Source organism: Mesorhizobium sp. WSM2240, from assembly GCF_040438645.1.
GTDB lineage: Bacteria > Pseudomonadota > Alphaproteobacteria > Rhizobiales > Rhizobiaceae > Allomesorhizobium.
The window spans coordinates 2,823,057-2,846,455 of sequence record NZ_CP159253.1 but is presented as its reverse complement, the minus strand read 5'-3'; the positions used below and the strand labels follow the sequence as shown (position 1 = coordinate 2,846,455).

Annotated in this window: 20 protein-coding genes and 1 pseudogene; 14 read left to right on the top strand and 7 right to left on the bottom strand. The window is 63.8% G+C overall.

The features are described from left to right. Positions 1–15: 15 nt before the first annotated feature. The 7 genes and pseudogenes from ABVK50_RS13940 to ABVK50_RS13910 all read left to right on the top strand — a co-directional run bounded on the left by ABVK50_RS13940 (position 16) and on the right by ABVK50_RS13910 (position 13,788). Positions 16–1,068 (top strand): aldo/keto reductase, encoded by a 1,053-nt coding sequence (locus tag ABVK50_RS13940; protein ID WP_353640997.1) that lies wholly within the window; start codon positions 16–18, stop codon positions 1,066–1,068. A 135-nt stretch (positions 1,069–1,203) separates the two neighbouring features. Then, positions 1,204–2,713 (top strand): annotated as a pseudogene (locus ABVK50_RS13935) (aldehyde dehydrogenase family protein). A gap of 132 nt (positions 2,714–2,845) precedes the next feature. Further along, a complete protein-coding gene (locus ABVK50_RS13930; protein WP_353640999.1) occupies positions 2,846–3,841 on the top strand; it encodes an SDR family oxidoreductase in 996 nt (331 codons plus the stop codon). A 1,506-nt stretch (positions 3,842–5,347) separates the two neighbouring features. Further along, the gene (locus ABVK50_RS13925; protein ID WP_353647046.1) at positions 5,348–6,496 is read left to right on the top strand and encodes a BamA/TamA family outer membrane protein; all 1,149 of its coding nucleotides are present in this window, start codon (positions 5,348–5,350) and stop codon (positions 6,494–6,496) included. Then, complete coding sequence (locus ABVK50_RS13920) at positions 6,493–11,091, top strand: translocation/assembly module TamB domain-containing protein (RefSeq protein WP_353641001.1); 4,599 nt, start codon at positions 6,493–6,495, stop codon at positions 11,089–11,091. Before ABVK50_RS13925 ends, ABVK50_RS13920 begins: the two co-directional genes overlap by 4 nt. A gap of 190 nt (positions 11,092–11,281) precedes the next feature. Then, positions 11,282–12,727, top strand: a complete 1,446-nt coding sequence (locus ABVK50_RS13915; RefSeq protein ID WP_353641002.1) for a PAS domain S-box protein — start codon at positions 11,282–11,284, stop codon at positions 12,725–12,727. Between the two features lie 125 nt (positions 12,728–12,852). Then, a complete protein-coding gene (locus ABVK50_RS13910; protein ID WP_353641003.1) occupies positions 12,853–13,788 on the top strand; it encodes an alpha/beta hydrolase in 936 nt (311 codons plus the stop codon). A gap of 64 nt (positions 13,789–13,852) precedes the next feature. Here ABVK50_RS13910 and ABVK50_RS13905 read toward each other — a convergent pair whose 3' ends face one another. Beyond that, the gene (locus ABVK50_RS13905) at positions 13,853–14,149 is read right to left on the bottom strand and encodes an acylphosphatase (protein ID WP_353641004.1); all 297 of its coding nucleotides are present in this window, start codon (positions 14,147–14,149) and stop codon (positions 13,853–13,855) included. A gap of 252 nt (positions 14,150–14,401) precedes the next feature. Between ABVK50_RS13905 and ABVK50_RS13900 the strand changes: the two genes are divergently transcribed. The 3 genes from ABVK50_RS13900 (at position 14,402) to ABVK50_RS13890 (ending at position 16,543) form a co-directional block, all read left to right on the top strand. Further along, the gene (locus ABVK50_RS13900; RefSeq protein ID WP_353641005.1) at positions 14,402–14,866 is read left to right on the top strand and encodes a YbaK/EbsC family protein; all 465 of its coding nucleotides are present in this window, start codon (positions 14,402–14,404) and stop codon (positions 14,864–14,866) included. Between the two features lie 103 nt (positions 14,867–14,969). Beyond that, positions 14,970–15,164: a hypothetical protein gene (locus ABVK50_RS13895; protein ID WP_353641006.1), complete on the top strand. Its 195-nt coding sequence runs from the start codon at positions 14,970–14,972 to the stop codon at positions 15,162–15,164. 401 nt (positions 15,165–15,565) lie between these two features. Then, positions 15,566–16,543 carry a GH25 family lysozyme gene (locus tag ABVK50_RS13890; RefSeq protein WP_353641007.1) on the top strand — a complete coding sequence of 326 codons (978 nt, stop codon included), beginning with the start codon at positions 15,566–15,568 and terminating at the stop codon, positions 16,541–16,543. 63 nt (positions 16,544–16,606) lie between these two features. On the opposite strand, the gene ABVK50_RS13885 is transcribed toward ABVK50_RS13890, so the two are convergent. Continuing rightward, the gene (locus ABVK50_RS13885) at positions 16,607–17,164 is read right to left on the bottom strand and encodes a type 1 glutamine amidotransferase domain-containing protein (protein ID WP_353641008.1); all 558 of its coding nucleotides are present in this window, start codon (positions 17,162–17,164) and stop codon (positions 16,607–16,609) included. 176 nt (positions 17,165–17,340) lie between these two features. Here ABVK50_RS13885 and yghU point away from each other — a divergent pair, with 176 nt between their 5' ends. The 4 genes from yghU to ABVK50_RS13865 all read left to right on the top strand — a co-directional run bounded on the left by yghU (position 17,341) and on the right by ABVK50_RS13865 (position 19,149). Beyond that, positions 17,341–18,213, top strand: a complete 873-nt coding sequence (yghU, locus tag ABVK50_RS13880; RefSeq protein ID WP_353641009.1) for a glutathione-dependent disulfide-bond oxidoreductase — start codon at positions 17,341–17,343, stop codon at positions 18,211–18,213. Between the two features lie 11 nt (positions 18,214–18,224). Then, positions 18,225–18,635: a hypothetical protein gene (locus tag ABVK50_RS13875; RefSeq protein ID WP_353641010.1), complete on the top strand. Its 411-nt coding sequence runs from the start codon at positions 18,225–18,227 to the stop codon at positions 18,633–18,635. A 171-nt stretch (positions 18,636–18,806) separates the two neighbouring features. Next, positions 18,807–18,947 (top strand): helix-turn-helix transcriptional regulator, encoded by a 141-nt coding sequence (locus tag ABVK50_RS13870; protein ID WP_353641011.1) that lies wholly within the window; start codon positions 18,807–18,809, stop codon positions 18,945–18,947. A gap of 43 nt (positions 18,948–18,990) precedes the next feature. Beyond that, positions 18,991–19,149: a hypothetical protein gene (locus ABVK50_RS13865; protein WP_353641012.1), complete on the top strand. Its 159-nt coding sequence runs from the start codon at positions 18,991–18,993 to the stop codon at positions 19,147–19,149. A gap of 95 nt (positions 19,150–19,244) precedes the next feature. Here the strand turns inward: ABVK50_RS13865 and ABVK50_RS13860 are convergent, their stop codons facing one another. The 5 genes from ABVK50_RS13860 to ABVK50_RS13840 all read right to left on the bottom strand — a co-directional run bounded on the left by ABVK50_RS13860 (position 19,245) and on the right by ABVK50_RS13840 (position 23,398). Further along, complete coding sequence (locus ABVK50_RS13860; protein ID WP_353641013.1) at positions 19,245–19,853, bottom strand: hypothetical protein; 609 nt, start codon at positions 19,851–19,853, stop codon at positions 19,245–19,247. A gap of 102 nt (positions 19,854–19,955) precedes the next feature. Further along, a complete protein-coding gene (locus ABVK50_RS13855) occupies positions 19,956–20,123 on the bottom strand; it encodes a hypothetical protein (protein ID WP_353641014.1) in 168 nt (55 codons plus the stop codon). A gap of 116 nt (positions 20,124–20,239) precedes the next feature. After that, positions 20,240–22,030: a thiamine pyrophosphate-requiring protein gene (locus ABVK50_RS13850; protein ID WP_353641015.1), complete on the bottom strand. Its 1,791-nt coding sequence runs from the start codon at positions 22,028–22,030 to the stop codon at positions 20,240–20,242. Between the two features lie 86 nt (positions 22,031–22,116). Next, positions 22,117–23,172 (bottom strand): SDR family oxidoreductase, encoded by a 1,056-nt coding sequence (locus tag ABVK50_RS13845; RefSeq protein WP_353641016.1) that lies wholly within the window; start codon positions 23,170–23,172, stop codon positions 22,117–22,119. Between the two features lie 22 nt (positions 23,173–23,194). Continuing rightward, complete coding sequence (locus tag ABVK50_RS13840) at positions 23,195–23,398, bottom strand: sensory rhodopsin transducer (RefSeq protein WP_353641017.1); 204 nt, start codon at positions 23,396–23,398, stop codon at positions 23,195–23,197. Position 23,399: the final 1 nt, after the last annotated feature.

Here is a 23,399-nt window from a genome sequence, read left to right as displayed (position 1 = left end):
CGGAGATTTCAAATCATGCAACAGCGCCGTATTGGCCGCACCGATCTTTATGTTTCCAAAATCTGCCTCGGAACGATGACCTGGGGCCAGCAGAACACCGAGGCGGAAGGCCACGCCCAGATGGACCTCGCCTTCGAGCGCGGCGTCAATTTCCTCGATACCGCCGAGCTTTACCCGATCCCGCCCAAGCCCGAGACGCAGGGGCGGACCGAAGCCTATATCGGCAACTGGATGAGGGCGCGCCGGAACCGGGCGGATGTGATCGTCGCCTCCAAGGTAGTCGGGCGCACGGCCAATGACTGGTTCCGCGGCGACCGCCCATCGAAGCTGGTGCGGGCCGATATATTCGACGCGATCGATAAATCGCTTGCCAGGCTCCAGACCGATTATGTCGATCTCTACCAGATCCATTTCCCGGAGCGGCAGGTTCCGTGGGGATCGAATCCGACGCGGGTCGGCAATTGGCCGGCGCCACGTGACGAGGACGAAACGCCTATCGCCGAAACGCTGGCGGTATTCACCGAACTGGTCGAGGCTGGAAAGATCCGGCATTTCGGCCTGTCGAATGAAAGCTCGTGGGGCGTCATGCGGTTCGTTGCAGAGAGCGACAAGGGCGTGGGGCCAAGAGTTGCCAGCCTGCAGAACGCCTATAACCTCGTCAACCGCACCTTCGAGGTCAATCTGGCCGAGGTCTGCGGTCGCGAGGAGGTGTCGCTGCTCGCCTATTCGCCGTTGGCGCAAGGCTATCTCACCGGCAAATACGACCATGGCGCGCGGCCTGAGGGATCGCGTTCGCAGCTTTTCAACCGCGGCCAACGTTACGAAACGCCCAACGCGGCGGAAGTGCAGCTCGAATACAACAACCTTGCCCGCAGCTTCGGCCTGGAGCCGGCGCTGTTCGCCAACGCTTTCGTCACCAGCCGGTCTTTCGTCACCTCGAATATCATCGGCGCGACCAGCATCCCGCAGCTTAATATGGCGCTCGACGCCGCGGAGGTGCGCTGGACCGACGAGATGCAGCGAGCGGTTGACGCAATCCACCAGCGCACCGGAAACCCGTGCCCTTGATTGGTGCGGCGGATTGCGCGCGCTGGTGAGTTCACGGCGGCGCGCAAATGAACTAACAAGCGCCATCTGACGCTCGCAGCGGGCGAATTCCAGCCCGTGCGAGCCCAATTGCGAACAGCAGGAAGAGATTTCACGATGACAATCGCACAAGAGACCACCGAACTGCTGACGAGCCTCGGCGTTTCGAAGGAGAGCTTCACCGGCGGAGACCTGCCCGCCAAAAGCCCGATCACCGGCGAGAAGATCGCCGACGTCCGCTCGGTATCGCCCACCGAGGCCGGCCGTATCATCGAACAGGCCGACGCCGCCTTCCGCGACTGGCGTCTCGTGCCGGCGCCGCGGCGCGGCGAGCTGGTGCGGCTGCTCGGCGAGGAACTGCGCGCCCACAAGGCTGAGCTCGGCCGCCTGGTTTCGATCGAAGCCGGCAAGATCCCGTCCGAAGGGCTGGGCGAGGTCCAGGAGATGATCGACATCTGCGATTTCGCGGTCGGCCTTTCGCGCCAGCTCTACGGCCTGACCATCGCTACCGAGCGCCCCGGCCACCGCATGATGGAAACCTGGCATCCGCTTGGCGTCGTCGGCGTCATTTCCGCGTTTAACTTCCCGGTCGCGGTCTGGTCGTGGAATGCAGCGCTTGCGCTGGTCTGCGGCAATGCCGTCGTCTGGAAGCCGTCGGAAAAGACGCCGCTGACGGCGCTCGCCTGCGATGCGATCCTGAAGCGCGCAATGGCGCGGTTCGGCGACGCGCCCGAGGGGCTGGCGCAATTGCTGATCGGCGACCGTGCCGTCGGCGAGGTGCTGGTTGACCATCCCAAAGTGGCGCTCGTTTCGGCCACCGGCTCGACCCGCATGGGCCGCGATGTCGCCGCGTCTGGCGAAGCGCTTCGCCCGCGCCATCCTTGAGCTCGGCGGCAACAATGCGGGCATCGTCTGCCCGTCGGCCGATCTCGACATGGCGTTGCGGGCCATCGCCTTCGGCGCCATGGGCACGGCCGGCCAGCGCTGCACCACGCTGCGCCGGCTTTTCGTGCACGAGAGCATCTATGACGCGCTCGTCCAGCGCTTGAGGAAGGCTTATGAAAGCGTGTCGGTGGGCAATCCGCTGACCACCAACGCCCTTGTCGGACCGCTGATCGACGAGGCGGCGTTCCGCGGCATGGAAAAAGCGATCGAGCGAGCCAGTGCCGAGGGCGGCAAGGTCACCGGCGGCAGCCGGGTCGACACCGGTGAGGCAGCGGCTTTCTACGTCAGGCCGGCGCTGGTCGAAATGCCCGATCAGACCGGCCCAGTCCTGGAAGAGACCTTTGCACCGATCCTCTACGTGATGAAATATTCCGATTTCGACGAAGTGCTGGCCAAGCATAATGCAGTAGGCGCGGGGCTTTCCTCGTCGATCTTCACGCTGGACATGCGCGAGGCCGAACGCTTCCTTAGCGCCGACGGGTCCGACTGCGGCATCGCCAACGTCAATATCGGCACCTCGGGCGCCGAGATCGGCGGCGCGTTCGGCGGCGAGAAGGAAACCGGCGGCGGCCGCGAATCCGGCTCCGACGCGTGGAAGGCCTACATGCGCCGCGCCACCAACACGGTGAACTATTCCAAGGCGCTGCCGCTGGCGCAGGGCGTTTCGTTCGACATCGACTGAGCTGCTTCGGCCGTCGATTTCTCCAAGCCCGACGCGTTTTTCCACGCGTCGGGCTTTTGCGTTGCTTTCCGGAGAACAGTTTTGCCGCTCGGGCGTTAGGCACGCACACTGACCAGTCAAGCGAGCGAACCAATGGACAAGGATGCGAAACCCAAGACTCCGGCGCAGGCGGCCGAAACTTCCGAAAAACAGCGGGAAATCCAGAGCGGCATCGACGCCGCTGACAAGGCGAAGAAAAGTTCCGGCAGAGAATCGCAGGGCGCCATGCAGGCCGGTGCGCGGCGTTATCCGGAGCCGCCTTTCCCCAGGCAACACCAGCCCAAGCCGGGCTCCGAAGCGCGGCTCGATCCGGCTCCGATGTACGACGCACCGTTCTACATCGGCTCCCACAAGCTCGAGGGCAAGATCGCCCTGATCACCGGCGGCGACAGCGGCATTGGCCGGGCGGTGGCGGTGCTGTTCGCCCGCGAAGGCGCCGAAATCGCCATCAGCTATCTCGACGAGCACGAAGACGCCAAAGCGGCGAAAAAGGCGGTAGAGGCCGAGGGCAAACGCTGCATCCTGATTCCCGGCGACATCTCGACGCGCGAAGCCTGCCGGGCGGCGGTGAAGCAGACTGTGGACGAACTCGGCGGCCTGGATGTGCTGGTCAACAACGCAGCCTTTCAGGTTCATGCCGCGAAATTCGAGGACCTGACGCCCGAACATTTCGACACGACGATCAAGACCAACCTCTACGGCTACTTCCATATGGCTCAGGCGGCGGTGGAGCATCTGAAGCCGGGCTCCGCCATTATCAACACGGGTTCGGTCGTCGGCATAACGGGCAGCAAGCAACTGATCGACTACTCGATGACCAAGGGCGGCATCCACGCCTTCACACGGGCACTGGCGGCGCAACTGGTGCCGCGGGGCATCCGCGTCAACGCGATCGCGCCCGGACCGGTCTGGACGCCGCTCAATCCTTCCGAAAAGGAGGCTGAAGACGTGTCGAAATTCGGCTCGGACACGCCGATGAAGCGCCCGGCCCAGCCCGAGGAGATCGCGCCCGCCTACGTATTCCTCGCCTCGTCGCATTGTTCCAGCTACATCACAGGTGAGATTTTGCCGATCATCGGCGGCTACTGACGCGCCCTGCTGTTGGATAGTTGCCGGGCGCGCGGGCGCGTTCCCGCGCTTCTTCTCGAAGCCGGGGCGTGGGGAGCGGCGCATGGCAACGACGCCTAATCAATTTAGTTAGTTGACGCGCTGCCATGCGCCGCCGGCGTTTTCTCCCCTGATCGCTGTCCGGCCCATCGCTCCTGTCCCGTATGCTGGGACGGAGCGCGGGCGCACAGGCGCGACCCGGGGCCGGAGCGATCCGCGCGACCCAGCGGGTATCGTCTCCGGCGCCACACTTGCCTGGATGCCGGTCGTGTACACCCGTCCCCACCAGCAAGCTGCCGGGACGGAGTATGAGGGAGCGGCCGGATGTGTGAACAAATCGGGAGCGGGAAAAGCGAATTAATCATACAAGCTATTGATTTCGTGGTGATAAAAAATTCATCGGGGCGGAAATCTGTTCACTGCAAGGGGCCATCACCACAGTTTGCGGCTGTCGCTCAAGTCGAAGGCGCGCATATAGTAGTCGAGCGTGCCGCCACGGTTCCACCGCATCCGTAGCCGGAGACGCAATTATTTACCCACGTTCTGCCGTCGAACCAGGCCTGTCTCAGCGGACGGCTGATGCAGATCGGTCACGTCTGCGGCTAGCGCTTTGCATTGCCGACATTTATTGGATGCAGAGCCGCGCCGATACCGTTATGGTTGCGCGCGAGCGGTGGGGGGTGCATCGAGGACGTCTGTGCGAGTGTGGTGCTCTAGTCGCCTGCGGGCAATCACGGCAGTTTGCGTTGTCGCCTTGGCGATTGCCGAACCCGCTTCGGCGTTCGAGCTGTTCGGCATCAAGATTTTCGAGCCCAAAGCTGACGAGACCGAGGATGTCATAGGCGAGCCGCAACGCTACTCGATCGATTTCGCGGTTGCGGCAGTTGCCGAAAGCGACGACATCGAGGACACGCTGAAGGGCGCGTCAACGCTGTGGCAGGATCGCGAAAAGCCTGCCTCCGGCGCGGCCGGGCTTCTGGCCAGGGCGCGCGGCGACTATCGCCGTATCCTCGCTGCACTCTATGCGCAGGGCCGCTATGGCGGCTCGATCAGCATCCTGGTTGACGGGCGGGAAGCGGCCGATCTGCCGCCCGACACGGAATTGCCCGATCCCGCCGCGGTGCGGGTTGCTATCGATCCGGGGCCGCTTTTCCATTTCGGCCAGACCAGAATTATCAATCGTGCACCGCCGCCCGTCGATCCGGACGACGAGGTCGAAGCGCCGGAGAGCGAAGGCTTCTCGCCGGGCCAGATCGCACGATCGGGCGTTATCCTGCAGGCGGAAAACCTGTCGGTGGAGGCGTGGCGGCAGCAGGGCCATGCCAAGGCGAAAACCGTCGAACGCCGGGTGGAAGCAGCGCACGACGTCAATCTGGTCGATGCGACGCTTGAACTCGATCCGGGACGCAGGGCGGCTTACGGGTCGGTGACGGTCCAGGGCACGGAGCGCATGGACCCGGCTTTCGTCGCCTATATGACCGACCTCCCATACGGCGTGGAGTACGATCCCGACGACATCAAACGGGCCAATACGCGGCTCGCCAAGCTCGACGTGTTCCGCGCCCAGCGCATCGAGGAGGCGGATGCGATCGGCGAGGATGGCCTGCTGCCAATCAGCGTCGTCGTGCAGGAGAGGCTGCCTCGTCGCTTCGGCGTCGGCGCCAGCTATTCGTCACTCGACGGGGCGGGTTTCGAGGCCTACTGGCTGCACCGCAACCTGTTCGGCAGGGCCGAAAGGCTGCGCTTCGACGCCAGGGTGGCCGGCATCGGCAACGATGCCGGCGAGGGGGCGGCTTCGATCCAGCCGACTTCACCTACCGCCTCGCCGCCACCTTCACCAAGCCGGGCGTCTATACGCCTGATACGGACTTCGTCGCTTCGCTGATCGGCGACCGCGAAGTGCTCGACCCCTATACGCGCAGCGCGGTCATTGCGCAGGTGGGCTTCAACCACATGTTTTCAGAACACCTCTCGGCGCGTCTTTTCGCCTATGGCGAGCATGCACGCTTCGATGACGACTTCGGAGAACGCGACTTCAACACCGTCGGCTTTCTGGGCGGCCTCATCCTCGATCGGCGCGACAATTCGGCCAACGCTACCGAGGGCTACTACATCGAGGCGCTCGCCGACCCCTTTTTCGAGTTCAACTACGGCAACGCCGCGCTCCGCGCCACCGTCGAAGGCCGCGTCTACTATGGCTTTTTGGAAGACGATTTGATCGTCGCCGCCGCAAGGCTGAAGCTCGGTTCGGTGGTCGGGTCGCCGGTCGACGAAACAGCGCCGGACAAACTGTTCTTCGCCGGCGGCGGCGGTTCTGTGCGCGGCTACGCCTATCGCAGCATCGGCATCCCTTCTCCGGAGGGCGGGGTCACCGGCGGGCGCTCGCTGATCGAGGGATCGGCCGAGTTGCGCGCCCGCGTCACCGATTCCATCGGGGTCGTCGCATTCGCCGATGCCGGCTATGTCGCTGCCGATTCATTTCCCGAATTTTCCGAGGACTTGAAGGTCGGCGTGGGCGCCGGTCTGCGCTACATTACCGGGCTCGGCCCGATAAGGCTTGATCTTGCAATGCCGCTCGACCCGGGGCCGGACGACCCGGACGTCGCTTTCTACATCGGATTAGGACAAGCGTTTTGACCCGCATCATCCTGGCCATCGCCCTTTTTCTCTTCGCGCTTCCCGCCGTCGCGCAGGACACGGAGCAGGAAGACCGATCCTACTTCATCGGTTTCGTCGAGGACCAGCTTTCGACGCCGAACCGCCAGATCCGGATCAACGGCATTCAGGGCGTTCTGTCGTCCAATGCGACGATCAATGAGATCACCATCGCCGACCGCGAAGGCATATGGCTGCGCATCACCAATGCCCGCATCGTCTGGACCCGCTCGGCGCTGCTGCTCGGACGCCTCGACATCCAGACGCTTGCCGCAGATAGCATAGACGTGCTGCGCCGGCCGCTGCCGGAAGAAGGCCTGCCCGCGCCCGAAGCGAGCTCGTTCCGTGTGCCGGAACTGCCGCTTTCAGTCACTTTGGGCGCGCTCGAAGTCCCCAGCATCACCTTCGGCGAGGACGTGTTTGGCCTTGCGTCGCAACTCGCGGTGACCGGCAGGCTCCGGCTCGCCGGCGGCTCGCTCGATACCGAACTCAACGTCACTCGCCTCGACGGGCCTGGCGGACAACTCGCGCTGACAGCTCTATACGCCAACGATACGCAGGTGCTCGACCTCGATCTCTCCCTGACCGAGCCGGCAAACGGTATCGTCGCAAACGCGCTCGACATAGAAGGCCGGCCGCCGATGGCGCTGACGCTGGCGGGCGAGGGGCCGCTGGCGGAACTCGACCTCGCGCTGACACTCGATGCTGATGCCCAACGCGTCCTGACCGGCACGACGCGGCTTCGCCAGCAATCGGGCGGGCTAGGGTTCGTCGCCAATGTCGAGGGGCCGATCGCGCGTTTGATCCCGCCGCGCTTCCGTGAATTCTTCGGCGCCGAGACGACGCTTGCAGCCGACGGCGTGTTCAAGACCGGCGGCGGGCTTGCGCTCCAAAGCCTGGATCTGCGCAGCGGCGCGCTGAGCCTAACGGCCGCGGCCGAAACCACCGCTGACAATTTCCTGCAGAGGCTCACGCTCGATGCCTCGATCGACAATCAAGGCGCCGAGCGCGTCGTGCTGCCCGTGCCCGGCGGCCAGACCACGGTCGATCGCGCCGCGCTGACGATCGCCTTCGGCGAGAATGCCGACGAGAACTGGACCGGGTCGCTGACCGTCGCTGAAATCGCTACCGACACCTTTGCCGCGCAAAATATAACGCTGACGGCGAATGGGGTGGCCGAGAACATCAGCCAACCGACGGAGCGACGGATCAGCTTCGCGGTCGAAGGTGATGCCACCGGCATCACCGCGACGCGGGCCGACATCGCCGAAGCGCTCGGCGACGCGATCGACCTGGACATCCAAGGCGATTGGCGGGCGGGCGGGCCGGTAAAACTCGCTCGCGCGCTGCTTTCCGGCAACGGCCTCAGCGTCTCTCTGGCGGGCGACATCGCTGAACTGGCGTTTCGCGGCGACATCGCCGTCAACGCGACGAGCATCGCGCCATTTTCGCAACTGGCGGGACGCAATGTCTCTGGCGGGCTCGATCTCGACGCTTCCGGCAGGCTCGAGCCGGTCACCGGCGGTTTCGACCTGACTGTGGACGGCGTCGCCACCGGACTGACGATCGACAGCCCCGCCGCCGACAATCTGCTGCAGGGTGAGACCCGCATCACCGGCCGCGTCGCGCGCGGCGAAACAGGCCTCGTCGCCGACGGTCTGCGCGTCTTCAACGAGCAGGTCTCAATGACGGCCGACGGCAGCTTTGCCACAGGCGCTGCAGATTTTAATTTCGACCTGGCGCTGACCGATCTGGCGCTCGTCTCGGAGGATGCGGCCGGCCGTCTGACGGCCAGGGGCCGTGCATCGGGTTCCGATGGGCTGATCGGTCTTACTTTCGGAGCCGAAGTGGCCGAGGGCTCTCTGGTCGGCAAGAATTTGCGCGAGGCGGTGCTCGGCTTCGAAGGCACGCTGCGGGAAGGCGACCTCGACGGCCAGGTGACCGGCAACGCCTTCCTCGACGGGACGCGCGTGCAGCTTTCGAGCGGCGTTGCGCTGAACGAAAACGGCCGCCGGCTGAGTGCGCTGGATTTTTCCGCCGGCGGCACGCGAATCACCGGCGATGTCACCCAGACCCCCGCCGGCCTGTTCGATGGTACGCTGAAAATTGCCTCCGCCGACATTTCGACGGCCGCCGCGCTGTTGCTGGTTCAGGCGACTGGCGCGGTAAACGCCGATGTTACTCTCGAGCCCGTCGAGGACCGGCAGAACGCCACAATAAAGGCGAACGCCGAGAATCTCGTCGCCGATACAGTCAGCCTCGGCCGGGCCGATCTGCAGGCGAGCGTCGCCGACCTCTTTAACGTGCCGGTCGCCAACGGCTCGCTGCAGGCAAGTGACGTCACCGCGGCCGGCATAGAGGTGGCCCGGCTTTCGGCTACCGCCGAAAGCAGCGGCGCGACCACCAACTTCTCCGCCGATGCCACGCTCAAAAACGGCGCGACCGCCACAGCGTCCGGCGCGCTGTCGCCGGTCGATGGCGGTTGGCGGCTCGGTCTCCAGACCGTGGAGCTGGCGCAAGGCGGGCTTGCGGCGCGCCTCGTCGAACCGGCGGTGCTCGAGGTCAGGGGACAGGATATTTCTGTCGGCAATCTGGCCTTCGATGTTGGCGGCGGGCGTGTGAGCGCGCAAGGCACGATCGCGCAGAGCCTCGACCTTTCCGTAACGATCGCTGCTTTGCCGCTGGCAATCGCCAACACCGTCCGTCCCGATCTCGCACTGGGAGGCACGATCGACGGCACGGCGACGATTGGCGGCACGCGCGCCAGACCGGATATCCGCTTCAATGTGCACGGCAGGTCGATTGCCGCCTCCGCGTTGCGCCAGGCCGGGCTTCGCACGGTCAGCCTGGACGCCACGGGCACGTCGAGCGCCGAAAGGCTGAATGTCGACGCCGCGATAACCAGCCCGGAAGGGCTTCGCGCCACCGTCAGGGGTGGCGTGCCGCTCGGCGAAGGGGCGCTGGCGCTCGATATCTCGCTCAACGCTTTCCCGCTCGCCGTCCTCAACGCAGCCGCTCCCGGCCACAATCTCGGCGGCAGCCTGTCGGGCACTGCCCGGGTGACGGGACCGCTCGCCCGGCCAGCGGCATCGTTCGAATTGCACGGCGCCGGCCTGCGCGCCTCCGCTCTCGACGCGGCCGGACTGTCGCCGCTCGAAGCGACCGCATCCGGCAGCTTCGCCAACGATGTGGTGACGCTGTCCTCGGCGAGAGTGAGCGGCCCGCAAGGGCTTTCGCTCACCGCCAACGGCCGGCTGCCGCTTTCCGGAACCGGCATCTCCGTCACCGTGGACGGCCAAGCGCCGCTGTCGCTCGCCGATCGCTTCCTGGCGGAGCGTGGCGCGCAAGCCTCCGGCACGGTGTCGCTCGCCGCGACGATTTCGGGAAGCCTGATGCAACCGGCCATTCGCGGCACGGTCTCGACCACCGGCGCGCAATTCATCGATCCGCAGACAAACATCCGGCTGCGCGACATCGCCGTGTCGGCGGCAATCGACGGCGATCGCGTCACCATCCGCAGCGGGTCGGCAGCCATCGCGGCTGGGGGTTCGCTCTCGGTTTCCGGATCGGTTTCGACCAACGCGCAGGCAGGCTTCCCCGCCGATGTCCGGATCAACCTCAACCAGGCGCGCTACGCCGACGGCAATCTCGTCGTGGCGACGCTGAGCGGCAGCCTGGCACTGACTGGCCCGCTGACTCGCGACCCGCTGCTTTCAGGCGACATAGCGGTGGAGCGCGCGGAGATCACCGTGCCGGAGAGTTTGGGCGGCGGAGCGGCGGCCATAGACGTTATCCACATCAACCCGCCCAGACCGGTGGCCGAAACCTTGCATCGGGCGAGGGCGGATGACGGCACGCCGACGCCGTCGGCGCGGCCAAGCGTAGTGAGGCTGAACATCGCGGTCAGCGCGCCCTCCCGCATCTTCGTGCGCGGGCGCGGGCTCGACGCCGAACTCGGCGGCACGGTGCGGCTGACCGGGCCGGCGACCGACATCCAGCCGGTCGGCGGCTTCAATTTGATCCGCGGCCGGCTTTCCATCCTTGGCCAGCGCATCACCTTCGATGAGGGCACGGTGACGCTGGTCGGCGACCTCGATCCGTTCATCAACTTCGTCGCGCGTTCGGGCGGCAATGACATAACCGTGTTCATCACGGTCAGCGGACGTGTCTCCGATCCGGACATCAGCTTTTCCTCGCAGCCGGAACTGCCCGAGGACGAGGTGCTGGCGCGGCTGATCTTCAACCGCGGCATCAACGAATTGTCGCCCTTCCAGATCGCGCAGCTTGCCGCGGCTGCGGCCGAACTGGCGGGCGGCTCGAATACTTCCCTGCTCGGCAGCCTGCGCTCCGCCACCGGGCTCGACGACCTCGACATCGTCACCGACGCCGAGGGCAACGCCGCCGTACGGGCCGGGCGCTACATTCAGGACAACATCTATCTCGGCGTCGAAGCAGGGGCGAGCGGGACAACGCGTGCCACCATCAATCTGGACATAACCGACAATCTGAAGGCGCGCGCCTCCGTCGGAGCCGGCGGCGATTCCGGCGCCGGCATATTTTACGAGAAGGATTACTGAGCCGGCGATTTCTTCCGGAGTCGAAAAAAATTTCGCCGGGGCAGGGAACCTTCTTCTTCTCGGGGCATTCGGTCATGTTACAAGAGGGCGAATTCCCGGAATTCGCTGCAACGGGGGCTCCATTGCAGACCGCCAACAACGATCTGACGCAGATTTCTATGTGCCGTATCCGCCCTGCCGGGGAGACGTCTTGAATATCCCGCAACAGGACATCGTCGCGACGCTGCACGCATTGGAGCCGACCGCGACGCATTGGCGCAACGTGCTGATGGCGCTCCCCGCCGCCATCTATACCACGGACATGTCCGGAAGGATTACCTTCTTCAACGAAGCCGCCGCCGAGCTTTGGGGCCACCGCCCGCGCATCGGCCATGACGAATGGTGCGGCTCGTGGCGGCTTCGCTGGCCGGACGGCACGCCGATGAAGCATGAAGAATGCCCCATGGCGGTCGCGCTGCGTGAGGAACGAGAGGTTAGAGGCGGCGAGGCCATAGCTGAACGTCCGGACGGCACGTGCATACCGTTCTTAGCCTTTCCGACCCCCCTGCGCGACGCATCGGGCAAAATGATCGGCGCGCTGAACATGCTGGTCGATCTCAGCGTGCAGAAAAAGCGTGAGGAGAGCCAACAGCTGCTGTCGGCCATCGTCGAATCTTCGGACGATGCCATCATCAGCAAGGATCTGAATGGCATCATCAAAAGCTGGAACAAGGGCGCGGAGCGGCTCTTCGGCTATACGGAGCGGGAAACGATCGGGAATCCCATCACCATGCTGATCCCGGACGACCGGCAGAACGAGGAGCCTGGCATCCTCGAGCGCATCCGCAAAGGCGAGCGGATCGACCACTACGAAACCGTCCGAGTCCGCAAGGACGGCTCGAAGGTCTCTATCTCGTTGACGGTGTCGCCGGTCAGGAATTCCGTCGGGCGCGTGATCGGCGCGTCGAAGATCGCGCGGGACATCAGCGAGCGAAGGGAGAGCCAGCATCGTATTCTGATGCTGATGCGCGAGGTCAATCACCGGGTGAAGAACCAGTATGCGGTGATCCTGTCGATGATCCGCGAGACCAGCAAGAGATCGCGGGATTCGCTGGAATTCGAGAAACAGGTGCGTGACCGGATCATGGCGCTTGCCCGTTCGCACGACCTTCTTGTTCTCGCCGAGTGGCGCGGTGCAACCGTATTCGAATTGTTGCTCGCGCAGGTGAAGCCCTTCGGCAACGAGGATTGCATCACGATGTCGGGGCCGTCTATCGTGCTGCAGCCGAACGCAGTCCAGTATCTGGGTATCGCCTTCCACGAACTGGCGACCAACTCGGCCAAATACGGCGCCCTTTCGGCGTTTGGCGGAACCATCAAGGTCAAATGGAAGCTCGACCGCGACGGCGATGGAAAGAAGAGTTTTTGCCTTACCTGGACCGAAGTCGGCGGCCCGGCCGTCGCCGAAGTCACCGAACATGGCTTTGGCAAGATCGTGTTGGAGAAGGTGACGCCCACCGCCCTTGGCGGCGAGGGAGCTGTGGTCTATGCGCCCGACGGGGTGACATGGACGCTGCGCGCGCCAATGACCTATCTCGAAGCCTCGAGCGAAGACCATGAGCACGGGCCTGAACTGATCGCCGCCACACTCGACTAAAGCCGGGCTAATCACTCTGCCAAAATTTCGAGCGCCGTGTCGGCATTCGGCACTGCCCTTCGTCCTTGGGGTATCGACAACGCAGGCCGGTCAGCGGACCTGCGAAAGCCAAGGAGACCGACACCATGAAATCCACGCTGATCGCCCTTATTGCTTCTGCCGCAGCATTGCTCGCTGCGCCGGCTGCCTTTGCCGGGGAAGCCAAAAAGGCCGAAACCGCCACGGCAGCGCCGTCGAAGACCGGGTATACCGAGGTCAACGGCGTCAATTACTATTACGAGATCCGTGGCGAGGGTGAGCCGCTGCTGCTTCTGCATGGCGGGCTCGGTTCGATCGATATGTTCGGCCCCGTGCTGCCCGCGCTTTCGGAAGGCAGGCAGGTCATTGCGGTCGATCTCCACGGCCATGGCCGCACGGCGCTTGGCGAGCGTGACATCAGCCTTCCGGATATCGGCGACGATCTGGCCGCGTTGCTCGACGAACTCGGCTACGAAAAAGTCGACGTGCTCGGCTATTCATTTGGCGGCGGCGCCGCCTTCCGGCTGGCCGTGCAGCATCCCGATGTGGTGCGGCGGCTGGCGCTGGTTTCGGCCGGCTTTGCCGATGACGGCTTCTATCCTGAGATAAAGGCCCAGCAGGTGCAACTCACGGGGGCGGCGGCGGAGTTCATGAAGGAAACGCCGATGTACACCTCCTATGTCGCGGTGGCGCCGAAGCCGGAGGATTTTCCAAAGCTGCTCGACCAGATGGGCAATCTGATGCGCAAGCCCTATGACTGGTCGGCGGATGCGGCCAAGCTCAAGATGCCGGTCATGCTGGTGTTCGGCGACAGCGACATGTACCGGCCCGAGCATGTGATCAAATTCTATCAGCTGCTCGGCGGCGGACTGAAGGACGCCGGCTGGATGCGCGAAAACCTGTCGCAGAACCGGCTGGCGATCATTCCGAACCGTACCCATTACGACGTATTCTTCGCGCCGGAACTTGCCGGCACCGTGCTTCCCTTCCTGAACGGCGAGACCGCGGTGAAGAGCTGGGACGAGCTGGTGGCCGGAAAATAACCATCGGCAGCGGAGGTTTTTGGCCGGCGAGCGTGGCTTCGCCGGCCATTTTTGGCAAAAGCGGCTAACCGGTGATCCGAAAGCCGTTCGAAGCCTGGCTCGGATCGGCGCTTTCGGAAACAACGCCGGAAACGGAAGCGCCCGGCGGGCCTTGCCAGAGCCGGGCGAGCATCTTTGATACCGCAGCCTCCGATCCGGCGATCAGCGCCTTCACCGACCCGTCGGCCTCGTTGCGAACCCAACCGGATAATCCCAGTTGCTCCGCTTCCTCACGCGTCCAGATGCGAAAACTCACGCCCTGCACCCTGCCGCTGATCCGAACCAGCATCGCCTTGCGCTCACCCTGCACCGCAACCTCCATGAGCCTCTGCCGGCAAATCTGGCGCATGACGGGCGGAATGCAACGGGCATTGCCCGGCTAGTTGCCGGTGCCAGCCCGCGGGTGTATCCTTTTCGCTGATCGAACCGCCCGCAAAAAGGGCGGCCAGCCGGCGAACGGCGACGAACTGGTCAAGGCGCGATACGGTCTCCGGCGACCATCTCCGCGCAATTTCCCCGCCGCTGCTTTCGCCAGCCCGTCGCCTTGCAGCGAGCCAACCGAAAGGAAACGGCCATGGGTATTGCGCTGACAATGCAGGAATATCTCGAAGACAACCACGTGCCGTACGACACAGCCAGGCACAGCAAGACCGGTTCGTCGGCGATGACCGCCGAGGCGAGCCACGTGCCCGGCAATGCGCTGGCCAAAGGCGTGGTGCTGAAATGGGACAGCGGCTATTTGCTGGCCGTGGTGCCTGCTTCGCGCCAGGTCGACCTCGCCAAGGTCGGCGAAATGGTCGGCGAGCGGGTCGAACTCGCCACGGAGGAAGAAGCCAGCGCGCTGTTCCCGGATTGCGACACCGGCGCCGTGCCGATCTTCGGCGCGCCCTATCGGGTCGCCAGCGTGGTGGATGACGGGCTCGAGCGCCGCGGCGACATTTATTTCGAGGGCGGCGACCATCGCACGCTGGTCCATGTCTCGGGCAACGGCTTCGAGCGTCTGATGTACGGCATGCCGCACGGTCGCATCAGCGGCTGAGACGCACTTTTTTCGCCGCGACACCGGATCGTCATCGTAGCGACATTGGCGCGCCATCATCGCCACCCTATCTAACGTGCGGGCGGCGATCGAGGAGCGACAGATGACCGAGACCAGGGACACACTGGACGAACTGTTGAGCGATCCGCTGATCAAGCTGGTCATGGAGCGCGACCGGGTGCGCCCGGACGAGGTGCGCATGCTTCTGGAACGGGCCCGCGACCGCGGCGAGAGGCTTCGCGTTCCGCCGGCCCATCTGATTGCGAAAACTCGCCTACAGCAGGGCTGGTGCGTGTAGCGGCAGGAGCCACGGCACAAGCTTAAACAGAACTCCGATATTGGGTGCGTCCTCCGAGGCTCGCTGCGCTCGCACCTAAGGATTAGGGCCGTTTGCAATCGTCCGCCGGAGACGTTGCCCATCCCTGAAATTGCAGGCCTTGAGACGGTGCTCCTGCGGTCCTCATCCTGAGGTGCGACCCGATGGGGAGCCTCGAAGGGCGCACCTCTTTACGCCAAAGCAGGTCGAGCACTGACCGATGCGCGGTGCGGATCGGCCTCTCCTCAAGAGGACGAAGCGCCCGCGCTATCGTTAACCGGCGCGGAAACTTTGGATTCAATCTTTCTTGGTAATCTCCCGTTAGTGAAATCCTCTCCGCTGGCGTCCGCCTTCGGTCTGTCTTGTTTTGCGTACGGGTCCAAATGCGTTCGACAGCCATCGTCGTCTCCCTCCTTGCATGCCTTGGCATAGCCGGGTGCACATCAAGTTCCGGCATTGACGGCCTGGCGCCGTCGCTCGAGACCACCAGTTCGATCCCGCGACCTGACGCGGCCGTACCGCAGGCGGAAGTCGGTGCCGCCGCGCCGGCAGAGGCTGCCGTGCAAACTGCACAGGTGAAGGAGATCGCCGATGCTTCGGTGGAGGCGATCGCGCTGGTTGCGCCGCCGAAGCCGACTTTTCGTGAAGTCCCGTTCACCGGCGGAAAAATCCACCGGCATCGCTTCCGCGACGCCAAGCCGATCAATTTTGGCCAACGGTCGCCGCAGAAGCTTGCCGTGCACGGCGTCGACGTATCGCGCTGGCAGGGCGAGATCGACTGGCCGAAGCTCCGCTCGCAGGGTGCGAATTTCGCTTATATCAAGGCGACCGACGGCGGCGACCATCTCGACCCCATGTTCAGGAAAAACTGGCGCGCGGCGCATGAGGCAGGCCTGAGGCGCGGGGCCTACCATTTCTTCTACTGGTGCCGCACGGCCGGCGAGCAGGCCGACTGGTTCATCCGAAACGTGCCGAAAGTTGCCGGCGCGCTGCCGCCGGTGATCGACGTCGAGTGGAACGGCGAATCCAAGAACTGCCGGAAGCGCCCGCCGCGCGCAAAGGTGCTGGAGAAAATGCAGGTCTTCATGGACAAGCTCGAGGCGCATTACGGCCAACGCCCGATCATCTACACCGCGCCGGATTTCTACCGCGACAATCTGACGGACGCATTTCCGAACCATCCGTTCTGGCTGCGCTCGGTGGCGGCGCACCCGTCAAAAGTCTATCCCGACCGCAAATGGGTGTTTTGGCAATATTCGGGCTCCGGGCTTTCGCACGGCGTCGAGGGCCGCATCGATCTGAACGTGTTCCACGGCGACGAGAGCGAGTGGCGGGCCTGGCTCGGCCGGAATGCGGGGTAGCCGCCGCGGCGTCGACACGGGGTTGTCGACGCCCTAAGCTCGATACGTTGGCCGAGTGGCCTCTCAGGCTGCGCGGCGCTGGTGGACGCCTTCGCCGATCTCCTCGATCAGCTTTCGCGAAAAGGCGTCGAGATCGCCCGGGTTGCGGCTGGTGACCAGGCCCTGGTCGGTGACCACTTCAGAATCCTCCCATCGGCCGCCGGCGTTTATCACGTCGGTCTTGATTGAATGGTACGAGGTGACCCGCCGGCCTTTGACGATATCCGCCTCGATCAGCAGCCAGGGCGCATGACAGATCGCGCCGACGACCTTGTTGTTGCGCCAGACCCCCTTGATGAAGTCGATTGCCTTCCGCTCGACACGCAGCAGGTCAGGGTTGATCTGACCGCCGGGCAGGACCACCGCGTCATAATCCTGCGGACTGACTGAATCGAGCGTCTTGTCGACCGGCACCGGCCTTCCCCAGTCCTTCTTGGCCCAGCCTTTGATCTCTCCCGCTTCGAGCGAGACGACGTGGACCTGTGCGCCTGCTTCCTTCAGCTTCTGCAATGGCACTTCGAGCTCCGACTGCTCGAAACCATGGGTGGCGAGAATCGCTACGCGCTTTCCTGAAATGCTCATCCTGGTCTCCTCTGTTTGGGGATGTCCGGGGAACGGCAGAGGCGGGGAGGGGTTCCCGACACCGGCAAAGTCTTGGTCCAGAGGTGGTCACCCTTTGAAACGGCGATGGTGCGCCAATATGTTGAGACTTCCCGCCGAATTACCCGCTACCCGATAGCACCTGAGAGGCTCTGAATATGACCGATAATGCCGAACACACCCCACCGAAGGTCTGGACCTGGAACAAGCCGAGCGGCGGCGCCTTCGCCAGCATCAACCGCCCGATTGCCGGGCCGACGCACGAGAAGGAACTGCCGGTGGGCAAGCACCCGTTCCAGCTCTATTCACTCGGGACGCCCAACGGCCAGAAGGTCACCATCATGCTGGAAGAACTGCTTGAGGCAGGGCACAAAGGCGCCGAATACGACGCCTGGCTGATCAAGATCGGTGACGGCGACCAGTTCGGCAGCGGCTTCGTCGAGATCAATCCGAACTCGAAAATCCCGGCGCTGATGGACCGCAGCGGGAAAACACCGATCCGCGTCTTTGAATCCGGCGCGATCCTCGTCCATCTCGCCGAAAAATTCGGGGCTTTCCTGCCGACAGAGCAGCCCGCGCGCGCCGAAACGCTTTCCTGGCTGTTCTGGCAGATGGGCAGCACGCCCTTCGTCGGCGGTGGCTTCGGCCATTTCTATGCTTATGCGCCCGAGAAGATCGAATATGCGATCGACCGCTACGCCATGGAGACTAAGCGCCAGCTCGACGTGCTCGATCGCCGTCTGGCCGACAACGAGTTTGTATCGGGCAGCGAATACACCATCGCCGACATGGCGATCTGGCCCTGGTATGGCGGCATGGTGAAGGGCTGGCAATACGAGGCGGGCGAGTTCCTTTCGGTGCACGAATACAAGAACGTGCTGCGCTGGGCCGACCAGCTTTACGCGCGGCCGGCCGTGAAGCGCGGCCGCATGGTCAACCGCACCAGCGGCAACCCGGCGAGCCAGCTGCACGAGCGCCACGACGCCAGCGACTTCGAGACCAGGACGCAGGACAAGCTGGCGGCGGAGTGAGGGCATCCGGCATGTTCCGGGGCTTCGCGCCAAGGGCGCTGGCGCTTGTGCCTGCGCTGCTGCTTGCCGCGGCTACCCAGCCGCTTGCGCAGGAATGTTGCGACCCCGCCGGGCCGTTCCGGCTTAGCGAGGGCTATGCCGACCAGCCGGCTACCTGCGAGACCATCGGCAGCTGGGTGGAGCGCGCGCCGCAGGTCGATGCGCGCATCACGATGTCGGTCCGCGGCGCGCTGTCGGCGGTCGAGTCCGACCGCGCGCTCGCCTATCTCGCAATGTGCGCGGAGCCGGACGTACGGGTGTTGTGTGTGACCTACAGCACCAACGACATGCAGCCCGGCGACATCGTCCTCTTCGCCGGCGGCTATTCGCGTGTTGGGGAAGGGCAGGTGATGCTCGATCCGTGCCTGGCTTCGAGGGAGTAGCGGGTTTTTGCGAAGCTGGGCCAGGAATTCGTTCTTTGCTTCCTGCCGCTCCCTGCTTTGAGTTCCTCTTATGGGAATTAAAGGTGGCCTGGAGGCGGTCGATAGGAACCTTGGGTGCATTGTTGGGAGAGACTGGCGGGTCTAAGTGTCGCGCTTTGACGACGTAGCGATATGAAGACCTCGCGAAAACCTGACCATTATGACAGGGCCAAGGGCCGGGAACTTGCGCGGTTGAGAAAGGCGGCCGGCCTGTCTCAGGAACAGCTTGCCACGCGGCTCAGAATCTCGCCAAAGCAGCTTGGCAAAATATGAGCGTGGTCAGAGCCGTATTCCGGCCGGCCGCTATGAAGCTGCAATGGAGATTCTGCGCGAAAATCGGGGCATGGTCGCCGGCTTTTCGGAAGGCCAGGCGCCATTGGGCATTCCAACCACGACCAGGGATACGCTGCTGCGAACCCTGCGTGAGCTTCAGGACGGTCTGAGGCTTTGCATCGATGTCGTGGAAAGGCTGTAGCCGGCTGGCGTCGCCGCTCGGCCTCCCCGACCCGTCCCGGCGAGACCGGCAGGCAGCTTCTAGAAGCGTCGTCCCCATGTCTGCTTTTTCATGACTTACGGCCGGAAACGCCGCTTCAGCACGAGATGGACCGGCAGATATACGACCACGGGCAGCAGCACCATGTACAGGCCGAGATAAGTGCGCGGGGGCAGCACCTTCTGCGCCTCCGGGCCGGGCCCGTGCACCCAATTGATGTTCGCCTCGCGACGGGTGAGCCAATAGCTCGCGAGCAGCACGCCCCAGGCGAAGGCCGTCTGCGCCTTGAACGCCCTTCGGTCATAGCCCTGGCGGATCAGCATGAATACGATGAGCACCGGCATGAAAAGATGGAAGCCGGACAAAATCCGCATGTGCACCGGCTCCTTTGGATCGAACATGTAGGCGGCAAGCCCGAGGAGCCTGCCGCCGGTGAAGAAGTCGATATACCAGGCCAGTTCGAGCGGCAGGACGCCGACCGCCATCGTCGAGTAGAGGAGCCGATTGCCGGTCCACAGTGCGATCAGCACGGCAAACAGCGCGATATCGGAGAACCACAGGAAATTGCCGGGTCCGTATCGCAGCCAATAGAACGGCGTGAGGACGGCGACGAACAGCGAGTACGGCAGGGTGATCCAGAGCGGATAGGCAGGGATCTGGTCTTTGCTGCTTTGCTTTGCCGCCATCGCTTGCCTCGGCTATCGCGGAACCGGCGCCGGGCATGCCGGCACAAGCTTAACCCGGCAGCCGCAGGACCGTCCGAGCCTGCCAGTTGGCCTGGCTGACGCTTATTGGCTCGGCTCCTCCCGTTTACCCTTAGGCAGGAAGTAGTCTCCCACCGGCGTCTTCATGAAGTGATGGCCGCCCGCGTGGATCGCGACGAACTGCCTGCCGCCCGTCTCGAAGGTGATGGGATTGGCCTGGCCGCCCGCTGGCGGCTTCGTCTCCCACAGCACCTCGCCCGCCTCGGTGTCGCCCGCCCGGAACGCGTTGTCTCGATGGTCGGCTGTTTCATCGCCTCCTCGTCCGACCGACTGAACCAGCGTCGCCGCGGGGGCATGCCTCTCTCACATCAGTGCCTTGTCGGCAGCACACCCTGCGCAGCCTGCTTGAAGGACTGCCAGATGATGCCGATAGCCTCGGGATCTCCCTTCACGACCGCCTCAGCATATTTCTTCGCCTGCTCGTAAGTGACATGCGGGGGAAGCGGCGGAACCTTGGGGTCCGTGACCACGTCCAAGACACAGGGCCGGTCGGCGCTCAGGGCCTCTTCCCAGGCGGGACCCACGGCATCCGGCGTTTCCACCCGGATGCCTTTGAGCCCGAGAAGTTCGGCATAGCGGGCGTAGTCGAACGCGTACACATTCTGTGAATCGGGGAATTTTGGATCTCCTGCCAACACGCGCTGCTCCCACGTGACCTGATTCAGGTCACCATTGTTGAGCACCATGATCACCAGCCGCGGATCGCTCCAACGTTCCCAATATTTCGCGACATCGATGAGCGCGTTGTTGCCAAGCATTTGCATTGCGCCGTCGCCGACAAGGCCAATGGCGACCCGGTCGGGATAGGCGAACTTGGTGGCAATGGCATAGGGCACGCCCGGACACATTGTAGCGAGCCCGCCGGACAGCGACGCCTTCATGCCGTTTCTGAGCTTCAGGTCGCGCGCGAACCAGTTCGCAACGCTGCCCGAATCCGCGCTGATGATGCAGTTCTCCGGCAGCCGGGAAGAAAGCTCCCACAAGACCCGCTGCGGGTTGACGGGATCGGCTGCAGCCATCGCGCGCTCCTCCGTCACCGCCCACCAGTCGCGGACATTCTCTTCGATCTTCTCCCGCCAGGAGCGGTCCTCCTTGTGCTTCAAAAGCGGGATGAGGGCCTGAAGCGTAGCCGCGCTGTCGCCGACGAGATTCACCTCCATCGGATAGCGGATGCTCAGCATGCGGCCGTCAATGTCGATCTGTACGCCACGTGCCTGCCCTTCGGGCGGCAGGAACTCGGAATAGGGAAAGCTCGAGCCGATGACGAACAGCGTATCGCAATCCATCATCAGATCGAAGCTAGGCCGCGTTCCCAAGAGGCCGATCGCACCTGTGACGAAGGGGAGATCATCCGGCAAAGCCGCCCGTCCGAGCAGTGCCTTCGCGACCCCTGCGCCAAGAAGCTCGGCGACCGTCGCTACTTCGGAGCCAGCGTGCAAGGCTCCTGCACCTATCAGTATGGCGACGCGCTGGCCGCTGTTCAGAGCATCGGCGGCCCGCTTCAGTTCGGCATCGCCCGGGATATGCATAGGCTGCGGGTAGCCGACGCCTGAAAAGAGTGCCCCGTGCTCGCGTGGAGGAGAGGGCTGAGCTTCCATTTCCTGCACGTCATTGGGAATGATGATGCAGGTGACCGTACGCTCCGCCAGCGCTATCCGCATCGCCCTGTCTATGAGATGGCGCATCTGCGCCGGATGGGTGCACATATGAACATATTCGCTGGCCACGTCCTTGAACAAGGAAATGAGATCGACTTCCTGCTGGTAATTGCCTCCCATTGCCATCTGCTTCTGCTGCCCGACGATGGCGAGCACGGGCGCATGGTCCAGCTTCGCATCATAGAGGCCGTTGAGCAGGTGAATCGCGCCGGGTCCGGACGTCGCCAGGCAGACTCCTACGTCGCCGGTCCATTTGGCGTGTGCGCAGGCAGCGAAAGCAGCGATCTCCTCGTGCGCGGTCTGGACGAATTCGATCTCGTCCTCCGCCCGGCCGAGGGCGCCGAGAATGCCATTGATGCCGTCGCCGGGATAGCCGTAGATGCGCTTGACACCCCATTCGTGGAGGCGGTCGAGCATGAAGTCCGCTACCATTTGGGCCATGGCTGTTCTCCGTAAGCACTGTTGCGTTCAGATATGTTCTTCAACGCTTGGCATATTGTCCCCGGTTCCGATCAGGCGAACCAGGCTTAACCGGAACTCCAGCTCGATCTCCTCGGGCGTCCGGAACTGCGCCATGCGCTGTGTGTGAAGAACCCGGCCGTTGCCGCCAGGCCCACGCCGATAACCACGGCGGCAAACCGCACCGCCTCTCCGGGCAAGTTCACCGCTGACGTTGACGCTTCCCGGCTAAAGGAGCCACGCGTCCGGTGGAGCTGGGGTACTGGTCGAAAGAGATTGTCATCTCTCCCGGGCTGCAACGGCGCCGCCGTCTCCTGCCCGTGATAAGCATTTCTGGCTAGGTAATGGTCGAGAAACCGCGGCGAGATCATGTTTCCCAGGATCACCTTAGAGGTGCTCGACCCGACCCAGAGTTCGCGTGGGGCACTTTGTGCGGCTTCGAAGATCGCGTCCGCGGCCACGCCAGGCTGGAACACCGGCGCCACTGGTCGTGGTTCATGGCCGATATGCGCACGAGCCCAATCGAATTGCGGCGTATTGATCGCCGGCAGATGAACCATGGTCAACCTGATGCGGCTTCCGTCGTGCAGGAGTTCGGAACGCAGCGAATCCGTAAAGCCGCGGATCGCATGTTTTGCTCCGCAGTAGGCGGATTGGAGCGGGATGCCTCGATAGGCCAGCGCCGACCCCACTTGCACGATCGTGCCCCGAGCGCGCGGCTGCATGTGCCGCAAGGCGGCCATGGTACCGTATACGAAGCCAAGATAGGTGACTTCGGTGACGCGGCGAAATTCTTCCGGCTTCATTTTCGACAGCGGCGAGAACACCGTGGTCATCGCATTGTTGACCCAGGTCTCGATAGGCCCAAGCTGGTCCTCTATGGCCTCCGCAGCAGCAAAGACGGCATCTGCGTCGGCGACATCGGCTGGGAAAATCGCCGCTCTTCCTCCGAGGGATTCCACCTCAAGCTTTGTCTCTTCGAGAGAAGCCTCATCGCGCGCGATAAGGGCCAGCGATGTGCCCGCCCTTGCAAAACGGTGTGCAACGGCACGACCGACACCCGCGGATGCTCCGGTGATCACCACTATGTTGTTCGTTAGGTCATTCTCTTGCCGTTCCGGCATTTTCAGGATCCTTCCAGATCACTCACTTCTCGGCGAAGGCCAAGGTCGTGAGCAGCGCGATCCTCGGATCCGAAAAATACAGCGTCAGCCTCACCTCAGCGCCGACATAGCCGGCGTTGAGGATGCAGGCGGCTTCGTGGGAGGCCAGCACGGAATCACCCGCAATCCCGGCGCTTGGAATGTAACCTTCCGGGATTGCCCAGATCCGCGATCCGATCGCCGCCATG

What these genes read in the sequence shown, in the direction of transcription:
- ABVK50_RS13940 (WP_353640997.1), top strand. Translation starts at nt 16, where the DNA reads ATGCAACAGCGCCGTATTGGCCGCACCGATCTTTATGTTTCCAAAATC.
- ABVK50_RS13930 (WP_353640999.1), top strand. Translation starts at nt 2,846, where the DNA reads ATGGACAAGGATGCGAAACCCAAGACTCCGGCGCAGGCGGCCGAAACT.
- ABVK50_RS13910 (WP_353641003.1), top strand. Translation starts at nt 12,853, where the DNA reads ATGAAATCCACGCTGATCGCCCTTATTGCTTCTGCCGCAGCATTGCTC.
- ABVK50_RS13905 (WP_353641004.1), bottom strand. Translation starts at nt 14,149, where the DNA reads ATGGAGGTTGCGGTGCAGGGTGAGCGCAAGGCGATGCTGGTTCGGATC.
- ABVK50_RS13900 (WP_353641005.1), top strand. Translation starts at nt 14,402, where the DNA reads ATGGGTATTGCGCTGACAATGCAGGAATATCTCGAAGACAACCACGTG.
- ABVK50_RS13895 (WP_353641006.1), top strand. Translation starts at nt 14,970, where the DNA reads ATGACCGAGACCAGGGACACACTGGACGAACTGTTGAGCGATCCGCTG.
- ABVK50_RS13890 (WP_353641007.1), top strand. Translation starts at nt 15,566, where the DNA reads ATGCGTTCGACAGCCATCGTCGTCTCCCTCCTTGCATGCCTTGGCATA.
- ABVK50_RS13885 (WP_353641008.1), bottom strand. Translation starts at nt 17,164, where the DNA reads ATGAGCATTTCAGGAAAGCGCGTAGCGATTCTCGCCACCCATGGTTTC.
- yghU (WP_353641009.1), top strand. Translation starts at nt 17,341, where the DNA reads ATGACCGATAATGCCGAACACACCCCACCGAAGGTCTGGACCTGGAAC.
- ABVK50_RS13875 (WP_353641010.1), top strand. Translation starts at nt 18,225, where the DNA reads ATGTTCCGGGGCTTCGCGCCAAGGGCGCTGGCGCTTGTGCCTGCGCTG.
- ABVK50_RS13870 (WP_353641011.1), top strand. Translation starts at nt 18,807, where the DNA reads ATGAAGACCTCGCGAAAACCTGACCATTATGACAGGGCCAAGGGCCGG.
- ABVK50_RS13865 (WP_353641012.1), top strand. Translation starts at nt 18,991, where the DNA reads ATGGAGATTCTGCGCGAAAATCGGGGCATGGTCGCCGGCTTTTCGGAA.
- ABVK50_RS13860 (WP_353641013.1), bottom strand. Translation starts at nt 19,853, where the DNA reads ATGGCGGCAAAGCAAAGCAGCAAAGACCAGATCCCTGCCTATCCGCTC.
- ABVK50_RS13850 (WP_353641015.1), bottom strand. Translation starts at nt 22,030, where the DNA reads ATGGCCCAAATGGTAGCGGACTTCATGCTCGACCGCCTCCACGAATGG.
- ABVK50_RS13845 (WP_353641016.1), bottom strand. Translation starts at nt 23,172, where the DNA reads ATGCCGGAACGGCAAGAGAATGACCTAACGAACAACATAGTGGTGATC.
- ABVK50_RS13840 (WP_353641017.1), bottom strand. Translation starts at nt 23,398, where the DNA reads ATGGCGGCGATCGGATCGCGGATCTGGGCAATCCCGGAAGGTTACATT.